This is a genomic window from Rhodoblastus sp., from assembly GCF_019449565.1.
GTDB lineage: Bacteria > Pseudomonadota > Alphaproteobacteria > Rhizobiales > Beijerinckiaceae > Rhodoblastus.
On the sequence record NZ_JAGRPM010000007.1, the window covers coordinates 1 to 12,730 of the forward strand.

Annotated in this window: 13 protein-coding genes and 1 pseudogene; 2 read left to right on the plus strand and 12 right to left on the minus strand. The window is 64.0% G+C overall.

Annotation, left to right across the window (positions count from 1 at the left end; all coding sequences use genetic code 11):
* From QZ409_RS01085 to argH, 7 genes and pseudogenes are all read right to left on the minus strand, one after another.
* Nucleotides 1-141 (minus strand): annotated as a pseudogene (locus QZ409_RS01085) (electron transfer flavoprotein subunit beta/FixA family protein); the annotation flags it as partial.
* A gap of 308 nt (nt 142-449) precedes the next feature.
* Complete coding sequence (locus QZ409_RS01090; RefSeq protein WP_296706203.1) at nt 450-1,025, minus strand: cob(I)yrinic acid a,c-diamide adenosyltransferase; 576 nt, start codon at nt 1,023-1,025, stop codon at nt 450-452.
* A 24-nt stretch (nt 1,026-1,049) separates the two neighbouring features.
* Nucleotides 1,050-1,238, minus strand: coding sequence for a twin transmembrane helix small protein (locus QZ409_RS01095; RefSeq protein ID WP_296706204.1), 189 nt, complete (start codon nt 1,236-1,238; stop codon nt 1,050-1,052).
* A 33-nt stretch (nt 1,239-1,271) separates the two neighbouring features.
* Nucleotides 1,272-3,869, minus strand: a complete 2,598-nt coding sequence (locus QZ409_RS01100; protein WP_296706205.1) for a TIGR02302 family protein — start codon at nt 3,867-3,869, stop codon at nt 1,272-1,274.
* A 49-nt stretch (nt 3,870-3,918) separates the two neighbouring features.
* Nucleotides 3,919-5,190, minus strand: a complete 1,272-nt coding sequence (lysA, locus tag QZ409_RS01105; protein WP_296706206.1) for a diaminopimelate decarboxylase — start codon at nt 5,188-5,190, stop codon at nt 3,919-3,921.
* Nucleotides 5,191-5,198: 8 nt separating this feature from the next.
* The gene (locus QZ409_RS01110; RefSeq protein WP_296706207.1) at nt 5,199-5,459 is read right to left on the minus strand and encodes a hypothetical protein; all 261 of its coding nucleotides are present in this window, start codon (nt 5,457-5,459) and stop codon (nt 5,199-5,201) included.
* Nucleotides 5,460-5,540: 81 nt separating this feature from the next.
* Complete coding sequence (gene argH, locus QZ409_RS01115) at nt 5,541-6,935, minus strand: argininosuccinate lyase (protein WP_296706208.1); 1,395 nt, start codon at nt 6,933-6,935, stop codon at nt 5,541-5,543.
* Between the two features lie 24 nt (nt 6,936-6,959).
* Here argH and QZ409_RS01120 point away from each other — a divergent pair, with 24 nt between their 5' ends.
* Complete coding sequence (locus QZ409_RS01120) at nt 6,960-7,646, plus strand: TlpA disulfide reductase family protein (RefSeq protein WP_296706209.1); 687 nt, start codon at nt 6,960-6,962, stop codon at nt 7,644-7,646.
* 6 nt (nt 7,647-7,652) lie between these two features.
* Here the strand turns inward: QZ409_RS01120 and grxD are convergent, their stop codons facing one another.
* From grxD to purL, 3 genes are all read right to left on the minus strand, one after another.
* Nucleotides 7,653-8,009, minus strand: a complete 357-nt coding sequence (gene grxD, locus QZ409_RS01125) for a Grx4 family monothiol glutaredoxin (RefSeq protein ID WP_296706210.1) — start codon at nt 8,007-8,009, stop codon at nt 7,653-7,655.
* Between the two features lie 69 nt (nt 8,010-8,078).
* The gene (locus QZ409_RS01130) at nt 8,079-8,318 is read right to left on the minus strand and encodes a BolA family transcriptional regulator (protein ID WP_296706211.1); all 240 of its coding nucleotides are present in this window, start codon (nt 8,316-8,318) and stop codon (nt 8,079-8,081) included.
* Nucleotides 8,319-8,335: 17 nt separating this feature from the next.
* Entirely contained in the window at nt 8,336-10,558 is a 2,223-nt protein-coding gene (gene purL / locus QZ409_RS01135) for a phosphoribosylformylglycinamidine synthase subunit PurL (RefSeq protein ID WP_296706212.1), read from the minus strand.
* A gap of 278 nt (nt 10,559-10,836) precedes the next feature.
* On the opposite strand from purL, the gene QZ409_RS01140 reads away from it, so the two are divergent.
* Nucleotides 10,837-11,574, plus strand: coding sequence for an OmpW family outer membrane protein (locus QZ409_RS01140; RefSeq protein WP_296706213.1), 738 nt, complete (start codon nt 10,837-10,839; stop codon nt 11,572-11,574).
* A gap of 182 nt (nt 11,575-11,756) precedes the next feature.
* Here QZ409_RS01140 and purQ read toward each other — a convergent pair whose 3' ends face one another.
* Together purQ and purS are read right to left on the minus strand one after the other, a co-directional pair.
* Complete coding sequence (purQ, locus tag QZ409_RS01145) at nt 11,757-12,443, minus strand: phosphoribosylformylglycinamidine synthase subunit PurQ (RefSeq protein ID WP_296706214.1); 687 nt, start codon at nt 12,441-12,443, stop codon at nt 11,757-11,759.
* Between the two features lie 45 nt (nt 12,444-12,488).
* A complete protein-coding gene (purS, locus tag QZ409_RS01150; protein ID WP_296706215.1) occupies nt 12,489-12,728 on the minus strand; it encodes a phosphoribosylformylglycinamidine synthase subunit PurS in 240 nt (79 codons plus the stop codon).
* Nucleotides 12,729-12,730 lie beyond the last annotated feature (2 nt).

The following is a 12,730-nucleotide window of genomic DNA, read 5'->3' on the forward strand; positions in this document are numbered from 1 at the left end:
CAGCGCCTCTTCCACCGCGATCTCGTCGAACGGGTTCATCGACATCTTGACGTTCGCCAACTCGACGCCAGACCCGTCCGTCTTCACCCGGATCTTCACGTTGTAGTCAACAACCCGCTTCACGGGCACCAGGATTTTCATAGGTTTCGACCTCCATAAGCCTGTTCCCGAAAAGCAGCGGGACTGCGTGGACCGAGATAAGCGTTAAGACCTCCAACAAAGACAAATCAGCACAAGCTTTCGCCCATCTAACGAGGGAGAAGCTCGTCGCATCCTTGCTTGTCATCTCAATCGTCCGGCGAATTTGCCTAAGGCTTTGAAGCCTCTTTCCGGACGACAGGCAAATTGAAAAACATCTGGTAGTCGTGGCGTTGCAGCGAGTCAACGGCGTCGCCGCGCGCGCGGCAATCCGCCCCGGCGCGACGGTTCGCCGAGAGGGCCGACGCGCGTCAACGGTTCTGGCCTGGCTTCCAGAGAACGTCGCCGGCGCCGTCATGATTGGCGACGCGCGCGGCGACGAAGAGGAAATCGGAAAGACGGTTGATGAATTGCCGCGCGGGGGCGCTGACCTCCTCGCCGGAGTCGGCAAGGGCGACCATGCGGCGCTCGGCCCGACGGGAAATGGCGCGAGCGAGATGGAGCGCGGCGGCGGCGGGAGAGCCGCCCGGCAGGACGAAGGAGCGCAGGGGAGTCAGCCTCGCGTTGAGGACGTCGATCTCCTGTTCGAGCCGGGTCACCTGCGCCATGACGATGCGCAAAGGCTCATAGCCAAGCGGCTGATCGGAAGGCGGCGTGGCGAGATCGGCGCCGAGATCGAACATGTCATTCTGGATACGCTCCAGCATGGCGTCGAGTTCTGGCATGGCCGCAGTGGATAGGCGCGCGAGGCCGATGGCCGAATTGGTCTCGTCGACGTCGCCATAGGCTTCCACGCGCGCGTCGTGCTTGGCGCGCCTTTCACCGCTGGCAAGGCCGGTCGAGCCGTCGTCGCCCGTCCTGGTGTAGATCTTGTTGAGTTTGACCATGGTTATAAATTCACTCGAACGGGTTTATCGGCGCAGGAACAAGACGGTCATGATCACGACGATCGCGACGAATTGCAGCCCGACGCGCCAGCGCATGAGTTTTTGCGACAGATTCGGGCTGCCGCCGCGCAGCATGTTGGCCAATCCCAATAAAAGTACAAGCGCCAGGGCGGCCAGCGCTGCGCCGGTCAGGATATTGGAAAAATTGCCCATGATTCGAAATTCCTGCCTTTACGTCGCTGGCGATCAGTCGGGCTTGATCAGGCGCTCGAGATAATCGAGCTCCTCGCGGGCGCGGCTCGGGTCGGAGAGCCTGCGCCGCAATTCCTCGAGCACCTTGCGGGCCTTTTGCGCGGCGGTCGCGTCAATATTGTTCTGCTTGTTCGCGCGGCCGAAACGCCCCTCGCCATTCTGGCCCTTGAGTCCCTGGCCGTTTTTCTCGCCCGCCTGTTCCTGGTCGTCCGAGGGCCCGTTTTCGCCGCCCTGCTGCGCGATTTCGGCGGCGCCCTTGCGCAGGCCTTCCAGCGCGCGGCCTTGCGCGTCGAGCGCCGACTCATTGTCGCCCTGCTTGAGCGCCTGCTCCGCCTGTTTCATGCCTTCTTCGGCTTCGGCCAAGCCTTCGGATTTCTTGCCGGCGCCGCCTTCCGCGCGCTTCCTGAGCGAATTCAGCTTCTTTTCGAGCTCGCCCTGCCGCTGGCCCAGTTCGCCTTGCTCCGGCTGGCCGCCCTCTTCGCGGGACGTAGCGCCGCGCTGTCCCTGACGCTTGCCCTTGCCGGCGCCAGGCGACTGGGCCGCGCGATCCTGCGGGCTACCGCCCTGAGCATCCTGCGAGTCTTGCTCGCCGGGCTGCTGGTCGGCGCGCTTTTCATTGCCGCGGTCCTGCGAAAAAGTATCGTCGCGCAATTTCTGCTGTTCGCGCATCAGGTTGTCGATGTCGCGCATCGTCCGGCGATTTTGCGCGGCCTGATTCGAGCGTTCCGACTGCTCGGCGGTTTTGAGGTTTTCCAGCATGTCACGCATGCGGTCGAGCAGCTCCATCGCGGCGTCCTTGTCGCCGTCCTTGGCCGCCTCAGCCAGCTGATCGAGCATGGATTTGAGATCCTTGGGCGTGATCGACTGCCCTTCGCCGGTTTCGCTTTCCGATCCCTTGTCGTTCTTGGCGGCCTTGTCCTTTGCCGCCTTGTCCTGCAGGGCGTTCAGATATTGGTCGAGCGCCTTTTTCATCTGCTCGGTCAGTTTGGCGATTTCCTCGGGCGAGGCGCCGCGCTTGAGGGCTTCGCGCAAGGCCTGTTCCGCCGCGCGAAGGTCGCGCTCGGCCTGCGAGCTATCGCCATCCTCGATGCGCAAGGCCATTTCCCAGAGAAAATCGACGACCGCGACGAGTTCGGCGTCGTTGCGGGCGTGGCGCAGGGAATCGTGGACGAAGCGGAGCCCCAGATAGATGCTCGAGTCCGGGGTAAAGACGTCCGGCGCGATCATCAGCGCGCCGATCGCCGCGAGCACTCTGTCCCGCTGCGCTGCATCGAGGGCGAGGATGCGCCGCTGCTCGGTCAGCGCGAGCGCGAGAGGGTTCTTGAAAACCTTGCCCGGCAGAACGTAATTCCGAAGGATCGCCTGGCCTTCGCCGCCGCCCTCATCATGGACGGAGAGCACAAGATCGACCGGCGCGCCGGCATAGGGGCTGTCGCTCCAGTCGAGCGTCGTCCTGCCTTCGCCAAGGCCGCCCGGACCCGCCGGCAGGTCGAGCGATCCGCTCGGCGGCGGAACCAGGGCGCGGGCGTTGCGCGCCGACTCTCCCGAGGGTTTTGCGGCGACCTGAGCATCCCGCGCGCCATAATCATCCTCGATCCGATAGGAAAGGACGAAGGTGCCGCGCAGATTGGTCTGAGGCGGAGCGAGCGCCGTGATTTGGGGCGGAAGATCGGGGATGGCGCGAAGCGTGAATTTGCCGATCTCGCTTGCGCCTCGGCCAATCGTCAGGCTCCCGTCGCCGCGCAGGGCGAAGCGCCGCTCCTTCGCTGCGGAGCCGGCGCCATTGGCGGCCGGCGCGGCTTCGATCGCGACTTCGATCGCGCCTTGGGTCGTAACCCGAAGATCGGTCGCGTTGGCGGCGCGAACGACGATTGTCGAGCCAATCGGCGCGGAAATGGGGCCGGGCGCCTCTCCCGCATTTTGCAGCGAAAGGACAATCGGCGGCTTGCCCGTATAGCCGGGCGGGTCAATCCAGGCGTCGACGCGCGACGGCGCGCCGTCGGCGGCCCGCCAGCGCCAATCGAAGGCGGCGGCGACGCGGGCGTATTTTTCCGGTCCGGCAAGCAGGCCTGTGGCGCAGAGAGCCAGCACGGCCAGCGCGCCGAGCGCTTTGCGGTCGATTGTCCAGAGCTTTGGCGAGGGGACGATGGGCTGGAGCCGGGCGGCCAGCTGTTCCGCGCGCCGCTGATGCAGGCGCCAGAGGCCTTGCGTCCTCGGATCGCCGCTATTGGCGAGCGCATCCGCCAAGGCTGCGGCCGGGGCGTCGCTGTCGCCAGCGTCCAGCGCGTCGCGGGCCTGACCGGCGCTGGGCCAGGAAAAATCGCGCAAACGCGTAAGCGCGGTCACCAGCGCGCCGATGAAGGCGGCGACGCCGAGAATGCGAAGAAAAGTCGGCGCGCCGAGCCAGACCCCAGTCCAGCTCAAGGCGACGAAAAAGCCGACGACGATCCCCGCCGGAGCAAGAGCGCGCGCAAGCCGCTCCACAACGAGCGCGCCTTGCGCCAGGAAGGTTAGCCGGCGCGGTCGCGTCTTTCGCCATTCCGATAGGCGGAAGCGGACAGAATTTCGCCAACCCGTTGGATCTTGCGTCACCCTGTCGCGCCTCGCTTTCGAACGGATTATTTCGCGCCGATCAGAGGCTTCATGTCAACCACGGCGGAATTTTGTCGAGGCCAATCAAGGAGTCGTAATCGCCGCGCGGCCGGATGACCGCGTACTTGTCTCCGTCGACCAGCACTTCAGGGATCAGCAGCCGGGAATTATAGGTTCCGGCCTGCACCGCGCCATAGGCGCCGGCGGACATCACGGCCAACAGGTCGCCCGGCTGCGGCTCGGGCAAGTCGCGATTGCGGGCAAGGAAATCCCCGGTCTCGCAAACGGGGCCGACGAGATCGGCCTTGATCGTAGCGGCGCCTTCGCGCGGCGCGACGACTGGAAAGATATCGTGATGGGCTTCGTAGAGCGTCGGACGGACGAGATCGTTCATCGCCGCGTCCACGATGATGAAATTCTTCGCCGCGCCATGTTTGACATAGATGACGCTAGTCACCAGCACCCCGGCGTTGCCGACGATCAGGCGCCCCGGCTCGAACACCAACTTGGCCCCAAGCGGCTTGATGTGGCGGCGAACGATCTCGGCATAGAGCTCGGGCCGGTAGCTTTCGGGATTTTCGCGTTCGGAATAGGGAATCCCCAGCCCCCCGCCGAGATCGACATGGGCGATATCATGCCCGTCGGCGCGCAGCGCGCGCACGAAATCCGCGAGCAGCGCGAAGGCGTTGTCGAAAGGCGCGAGATCGGTGATTTGCGAGCCGATATGCATGTCAACGCCAGCGATCCTTGTCCCCGGCAGGCGCCTCGCGCGGGCGTAAACCTCGCGGGCGACCGAAATCGGAACGCCAAACTTGTTCTCGGACTTGCCGGTAGAAATCTTGGCGTGTGTCTTGGCGTCGACGTCCGGATTGACGCGGATCGAGATCGTGGCGATCTGGCCCCGCGCCGAGGCGATCTGCGAGATGCGCTCCAGTTCGGGCTCGGATTCGACGTTGAAACAGAAAATGCCATAGTCGAGCGCCAGCGCGATTTCGCGGTCAGTCTTCCCGACGCCGGAAAAGGTGACGCGCTCGCCAGGGACTCCCGCCGCCTGGGCGCGCCGCAGTTCGCCTTCCGAAACGACGTCCATGCCCGCGCCGAGCTTCGCCAGCAGGGTCAGCACGGCCTGGTTGGAGTTGGCCTTCATCGCATAGCAGACGAGCGCGTCGAGATCGCTCAGCGCCTGTGAAAAAACCTCGAAATGGCGGCGGATCGTGGCGGCGCTGTAACAATAAAAAGGGGTTTCGACGTTTTTCGCCAATTCCGGCAAAGCGACGCCCTCGGCATGCAGCACGCCGTCCTTATAGTCGAAAAAATGCATGCCGGACCTTAAAGCAGGAAGTCGAAGGGCGTCGGCGTCTTGCGCGCGCCGGCCTTGAGCGAGTTGTCGTCCATCCCTTTTGGCAATTTTTGGTGCGAATTGGCCGTCGGGCTCTGGTCGGCCGGCGAAGGCGGGGCCTCCTCCGCCTTCTTTTCCACGGCGGGGTCAAGCGGAATCGGCGGGCCGCGCCGCCCGCAGCCGTCGAGCAGCAGAGCGCCGGAAAGAGCCGCCGCGCACAGCGCCGCCTTGATAAGAACGTGACGAGTCAAAAGCCGGACTCCCGAATGATCCCGCGAACGGCGCGGACTATAGAAGAAAAGCCAGAAATGCGCGTCAACAAAGGCGCAGCCTCAGGCTGATTTTTCGTCAGCGAGGCGGCGGGTCCACGCCTGCGCCTGTTTGCGCACATTGTCCGGCGCCGTTCCGCCGAGGCTCAGGCGGCTGCGCACCGAGTTCTCGACGCCGAGAACCTCGAAAACGGCGCCTGTGATCGCCGGTTCGACCGATTGCAGCTGTTTGAGCGTCAGCTGCTCCAGTTCGATTCCGGCTTCGGCGGCGATCCCGACGATCCGTCCCGTGACGTGATGGGCCTGGCGGAAGGGCATGCCGAGCGTGCGCACCAGCCAGTCCGCCAGATCGGTCGCGGTGGCGTAGCCGGAGCCCGCCGCCGCCTTCATGCGATCGACGCGCGGCGTCAGGTCGCGGACCATGCCGGCCATGGCGGCAATGCAGAGCGACAGGGATTGCAGCGAATCGAAGCAACCTTCCTTGTCTTCCTGCATGTCCTTGGAATAGGCCAGCGGCAGGCCCTTCATGACAATCAGGAGGCCGGCGAGATCGCCGATGATCCGGCCGGACTTGCCGCGCACCAGCTCGGCGGCGTCGGGATTGCGCTTCTGCGGCATGATCGACGAGCCGGTGGTGAATTTGTCCGAAAGCGCGATGAAGCCGAATTGCGGCGTCGTCCACAGCACGATTTCTTCCGCGAATCGCGACAGATGGGTCGCGCCGATGGCGGCGGCGGACAGGGTTTCGAGCACGAAATCGCGGTCGGAGACGCTGTCGAGCGAATTGGCGGTGGGGCGGTCGAAGCCCAGCGCGCGGGCCGTGGCCTCGCGGTCGATTGGGAAAGACGTGCCGGCGAGGGCCGCCGCGCCGAGCGGACATTCGTTCAGCCGCGCGCGGGCGTCGCGGAAGCGGCCGCGGTCGCGGGAAATCATCTCGACATAGGCGAGGCAATGATGGCCGAAGGTGACGGGCTGCGCGGATTGCAGATGGGTGAAGCCCGGCATGACCGCATCGGCGTAGTTTCCGGCCTTTTCAACCAGCGCGAGCTGGAGGTCGCGCAGCTGGCCGTCGAGATCGTCGATGGTGTCGCGGACCCAGAGCTTGAAGTCCAGCGCCACCTGGTCGTTACGCGAGCGCGCGGTATGGAGACGTCCGGCCACGGGGCCGATCAGCTCGGCGAGGCGCGACTCGACATTCATGTGAATGTCTTCCAGCGCGCGGGAGAAGGTGAACTTGCCGCTCTCGATTTCGGCGGCGACCTCGTCTAAACCCTTGGCGATGGCGTCGGAATCGGCTTGCGAGACGATTCCGCTCTTCGCCAGCATGGCGACATGCGCCTTGGAGCCGGCGATGTCCTGCCGGGCCAGGCGATAATCGAAGCCGATGGAGGCGTTGATCTCCTCCATGATCTCATCGGGGCCGCTGGTAAAACGGCCGCCCCACATCTGATTGCTCATGACCGCTCCGCAGCGAGGTCCCTGATGAATGACGAGCAAGAGGCGCCGCCGCCGGTCGACCCCGCGCAGATGCGCGCCATCGCCCGCAGGCTCATCCTGCCGCATGTGTTCCTTGTCGCCGCGATGCTGGCGGCGGCTGTCCTATACGTGAAGAACATGGGCGGGGGCAAGGAAGCCCCGACGGGCGCGGGCGAATGCGCGGCCTCGGCGGCGCTGGCGACGAAACTCGCGCCCCTCGCCAAGGGCGATATCGCGGCGCTGGCGATCCGCGCCCAGCCGCGTCCCATGCAGAATTTCAGTTTTCTGCAGGACGGCGCGCCGACAGAGGTCGCCTCTTTCAAGGGCCGGACCATCCTCCTGAACCTATGGGCGACATGGTGTGTGCCCTGCCGGGAGGAAATGCCGGCGCTCGATCGGCTGCAGGGCGAGGCGGGGAATGATCGCTTCAGCGTCGTCGCGGTGAATATCGACACCGCGCGACTGGAGCGGCCCAAGGCCTTCCTGCAGGAAACCGGCGTGAAGAATCTGACCTTCTATGCCGATTCGAGCGGCAAGGCGTTTCAGGGCCTGCAACAGAGCGGCAAGCTTGTCGGGCTTCCGACGACATTCCTCATCGGTCCCGACGGCTGCGAGATTGGCGCGCTGGCCGGTCCAGCCAAATGGGATGGCGCCGACGCCCTGGCTTTGATCAAGGCGGCGGCGCAGCAATGAAGGCGTTCAGGCCTTGCGCGGGTCCTTGACCGGGACGCCGGCGGATTTGAACTGGTCGATCAGTTCGCCGGACTCGAACATTTCGCGGATGATGTCGCAGCCGCCGACGAATTCGCCCTTGACGTAAAGCTGGGGAATCGTCGGCCAATTGGCGTATTGCTTGACGCCTTCGCGGATTTCGCCGTCTTCCAGCACGTTCACGCCCTTGTAGGGCACTTCCAGAAAGCCGAGGATCTTCGCGACCTGGCCCGAAAAGCCGCATTGCGGAAAGTTCGGCGTGCCCTTCATGAAGAGCACGACGTCATTTTCGGCCACTTCCTGCTTGATGCGGTCGATGGCGGTGGAAATTATTGCGTCCGACATGGCGTGTTCCTTTCAAACGGAGGTCAAGGCTCCGCGATGGAACATAATTAAGCCTCGCGCGCGCTGGCTTCAAGCCGTTTCGGGCGCCATCGTCTCCAGCGCGAGGGCGTGAAGCACGCCGCCGACCTGGCCGCCGAGCGCCGAATAGACCAGCTGATGCTGGCGCACGCGGCTCAAGCCGCGAAAAGCTTCCGAAATCACCTGAGCGCGGTAATGATCGCCGTCGCCGGCGAGATCTGTGATGATCACCTCGGCGTCGGGCATGGCGACCTTGATCAGGCGTTCGATTTCATTGGCTTCCATTGGCATGGCAAATCCTCAAAGGTTCAGGCGGGTTTCCCGCCGGCCATATAGGCCGGCATCCAGTTCTCGTGCGCCTCAAGCAATTCCCGCACCAGCACAGGCGAAGCTCCGCCGAGCGCCAGGACGTCGCCGCCGGTCTCGCCGATGACCGCGACGGGGACGCCCGCCTTCGCGGCCAGGGCCAGGATTTCATCCGCGCGGCCGTCCGGCGCCGTCAGCAGGTAGCGGCCCTGATCCTCGCCGAACCAAACGGCCGCAATATCCGCGCCCGGCGCGGCGACTTTAGCGCCAAGGCCGCGCGCCATGGCCATCTCGGCGAGTGCGACGGCGAGGCCGCCGTCGGAAAGGTCATGCGCCGCGCTGACGAGGCCGCCGACGATCAGCTCGCGGACGAAATCGCCATGGGCTTTTTCCTTCGCAAGATCGACCGGCGGCGGGGCGCCTTCCTCACGGCCGAGAATCTCGCGCAAATAAATCGACTGCCCCAGCCAGCCTTCGGTTTCGCCGACGAGGAGGATTTTCTCGCCCGGCGCGCGAAAGGCGAGGCCGACGCTCTTGGTCACGTCCGCGACAAGGCCAACACCGCCAATCGACGGGGTCGGCAGGATGCCCTTGCCCTGCGTCTCATTATAAAGCGAAACATTGCCCGAAACGATCGGGAAATCGAGCGCGCGGCAGGCCTCGCCAATGCCCTGGAGGCAGGCGACGAACTGGCCCATGATCTCCGGCTTTTCCGGATTGCCGAAATTGAGATTGTCAGTCAGCGCCAGCGGTTTGCCGCCCACGGCGGTGATATTGCGCCAGGCTTCCGCGACGGCCTGCTTCCCGCCTTCGACAGGATCGGCGAAGCAATAGCGCGGCGTGACGTCGGCGGTGAGCGCGAGACCCCTGGGTCCATTCTCGACCCGCACCACGGCGGCGTCGCCGCCGGGGCCCTGGACGCTGTTGCCCAGAATGAGATGATCATATTGCTCCCAGATCCAGCGCTTGGAGGCGAGATCGGGGGCGGCGACGAGCTTTTTCAGCGCGGCGTCGATGGAGAACGGCGCGGGGAGCGTCGCAGAATCGAGCTTTTGCGGCTTTGGGGTCGGGACTGAGGGACGGTCATAAAGCGGCGCCTCATCGCCGAGCTGCTTGATCGGCAGGTCGGCCTTGATCTCGCCGCCGTGCTTGACGACGAAGCGCAAAGTGTCGGTGGTCTTGCCGATGACGGCGAAATCCAGCCCCCATTTGCGGAAAATCGCCTCGGCTTCCTCTTCCCTGGCCGGATCGAGCACCATGAGCATGCGCTCCTGGCTTTCCGAGAGCATCATTTCATAGGCGCTCATGCCCGGCTCGCGGCAGGGCACCTTGTCGAGATCGAGTTCGATGCCGAGATTGCCCTTGGCCCCCATTTCGACGGCGGACGAGGTCAGTCCGGCGGCGCCCATGTCCTGAATGGCGACGACGCAGCCCTTGGCCATGATTTCGAGACAGGCTTCGAGCAAAAGTTTTTCCGAGAAGGGATCGCCGACCTGCACTGTGGGGCGTTTCTCCTCGGATTTCTCGTCGAATTCCGCCGAGGCCATGGTGGCGCCATGGATGCCGTCGCGGCCGGTCTTCGAGCCGAGATAGACGATAGGGCGCCCGACGCCCGTCGCCGCCGCGTAAAAAATCTCGTCGGTGCGCACGAGGCCGACCGCCATGGCGTTGACGAGGATGTTGCCGTCATAGCTGGAATGGAAAGCGGTGGAGCCGCCGACCGTCGGCACGCCGAAACTATTGCCATAACCACCGATGCCGGCGACCACGCCCGACACCAGATGTCGGGTCAGCGGATGTTCGACAGAACCAAACCGCAGCAGATTGAGGCAGGCGATGGGTCTTGCCCCCATGGTGAAAACGTCGCGAAGAATGCCGCCGACCCCGGTGGTCGCGCCTTGATAGGGCTCGATATAAGAGGGGTGGTTGTGGCTCTCCATCTTGAAGGCGCAGGCGAGGCCGTCGCCGATATCGATGACGCCCGCGTTCTCGCCCGGCCCCTGGATGACCCAGGGGGCCGAGGTCGGAAGCTTCTTCAGGTGCAGCCGCGACGATTTATAGGAGCAATGCTCATTCCACATCGCCGAGAAAATGCCCAGTTCGGTGAAAGTCGGCTCGCGTCCGATCAGCTTCAGAATACGTTGATATTCATCCGGCTTGAGGCCGTGCTGGGCGACCAGGTCGGGCGTGATCGCCGGTTCATGGGATTTCGTCTGAGCGGTCAAGGAATCCGGCCTTGTCAAAAAAGGCGCCGATTGGTCGCGGAGGAGCCGCGAAATGCGCAGGGCGTTGGTAAATCCTCGCGCGGGTCTTGGCAAGAACGCCGGCAAGGCGCGGGTTTGTATCAATTATGTCACAGCTTACCGCAGATGCTCTATTGCGCTGCAATATCTTGATCCAGATCAAGCGCAAATCCGCATGTTGGGCACAGTTTCAGCCAGCGCCCGGTACGCCGCGAAGGGGTTCTGTGGCCTAAGTTTTCTTAAACACTGGAATGCCTCCCATGAAAAACAATTTTCGCATCGCCTTCGCGGCCGCTCTGCTGAGCACCGTGGCCGCCCCGGTCTTCGCCGCCGATCTGCCCTCGACCAAGTCCGCTCCGGTCTATGCGCCGATCGCCGACTCGTTCGACCCCTTCCTGATCCGCGTCCGCGCCCTCGGCGTCCTGCCCAACGCCAGCGGCACGACCCTGGCGGGCGCTCCGCTCTATAACGCCTCGCTGTCGAACAATGTCGTTCCGGAAGTCGACCTGACCTATTTCTTCACCAAGAACATCGCAGTCGAAGTGATCGCCGGCATGGCGCACACCACGCTGACCGGGTCGCTGACGCCGCTAGGCGTGAAGTACAACGCCGCCAACACAACGTTGCTGCCGCCTACCGCGACCTTGCAATATCACTTCGCTCTCGGCCAGTTCGACCCCTATCTCGGCGTCGGCGCCAATTATACCTGGTTCCTGCAGACCAATTCGCCGCTGACCCGCAGCCTGGGCGCCGGCGACGCCATCAACATCAAGCCCTCCGCCGGCCTCGCGCTTCAGGCGGGTTTCGACTACTACCTGACCAAGCATTGGGCGCTCAACGCCGACGCCAAATATCTGTTCCTGGAAACCACGGGCAACACCCCGTTTGGCCCGAACACGCTGCATCTGTCCGCCAACACCTGGCTGATCGGCGTCGGTCTCGGCTATCGCTTTGGCGCCGCCGACCTGTTCGGCGCCCCGGTTGTCGCCAAATACTGATTTATTCGCACACTCGCGAAAATGCGAAAGCCCGGTCGTCAGACCGGGCTTTTTGCTGTGTCGATCAAATTCGCTAGATCGAAATGAATTCCGGGCTTGGAATTTGGACAGGGAAACTTGGAATTTGGACAGGGAAATCTGGATCTGGAAATGGGCGCCGACGTCGGTCGCCGCCTTTCCGTTCAAGCCGCGCGCAAAAGGCTCTCGAACAGGCCGCGCCCATCGATGCCTCCGACCAGCGGGTCGATCAGATTTTCCGGATGCGGCATCATGCCGAGCACGTTGAACTTTTCCGAATAGATTCCGGCAATGTCATTGGTCGAGCCATTGGGATTGGCCGCGCCGCCAACCTTGCCCGAGGCGTCGCAATAGCGGAAAGCGACGCGGCCTTCGCCTTCGAGCCGGGCGATCGTTTCCTCATGGGCCTCGTAATTGCCCTCGCCATGGGCGATGGCGACGTCGATCGCCTGATGCAGGGCATAGGCGCGCGTGAAGGCGGTGTCGTTGCGCTCTACCCGCAGATGCTGGCGCTTGCAGATGAAGCGCAGGTCGCGGTTCCGCATCAAGACGCCCGGCAGCAGGCCACTTTCGCAGAGAATCTGGAAGCCATTGCAGATGCCGAGCACGAGCCCGCCGCGCGCCGCATGGCTCCGAACGGCGTCCATGATGTGGGCGCGGCCCGCTATGGCGCCGCAGCGCAGATAATCGCCATAGCTGAAGCCGCCGGGCAGGACGACGAGATCGGTCCCGGCGGGGAGATCGTGATCGGCGTGCCAGACGATGCTGGTTTCGGCCCCGGCCTGACGCAGGGCGCGCGCGGCGTCGCCCTCGCGATTGGACCCCGGGAACAGCACGATCGCCGCTTTCATGGCGTTCTCGCTTTCATGATATTGGGAGGTTCAAGCCGCGACGGCTCAGAGCAATTCGAGGCGGTAGTTTTCGACGACCGTATTCGCGAGCAATTTCTCGCTGGCGGCGGCCAGCGCCGCCTTGGCCGCTTCGGGATCGGCCGCATCGATCTCGATGTCGAACACCTTGCCCTGGCGGACCGAGGCGATGCCCTCGACGCCCAGCGAATGCAGGGCGCCCTCGATGGCCTTGCCCTGCGGATCGAGCACGCCGGTTTTCAAGGTCACGGTGACGCGCGCTTTCATGG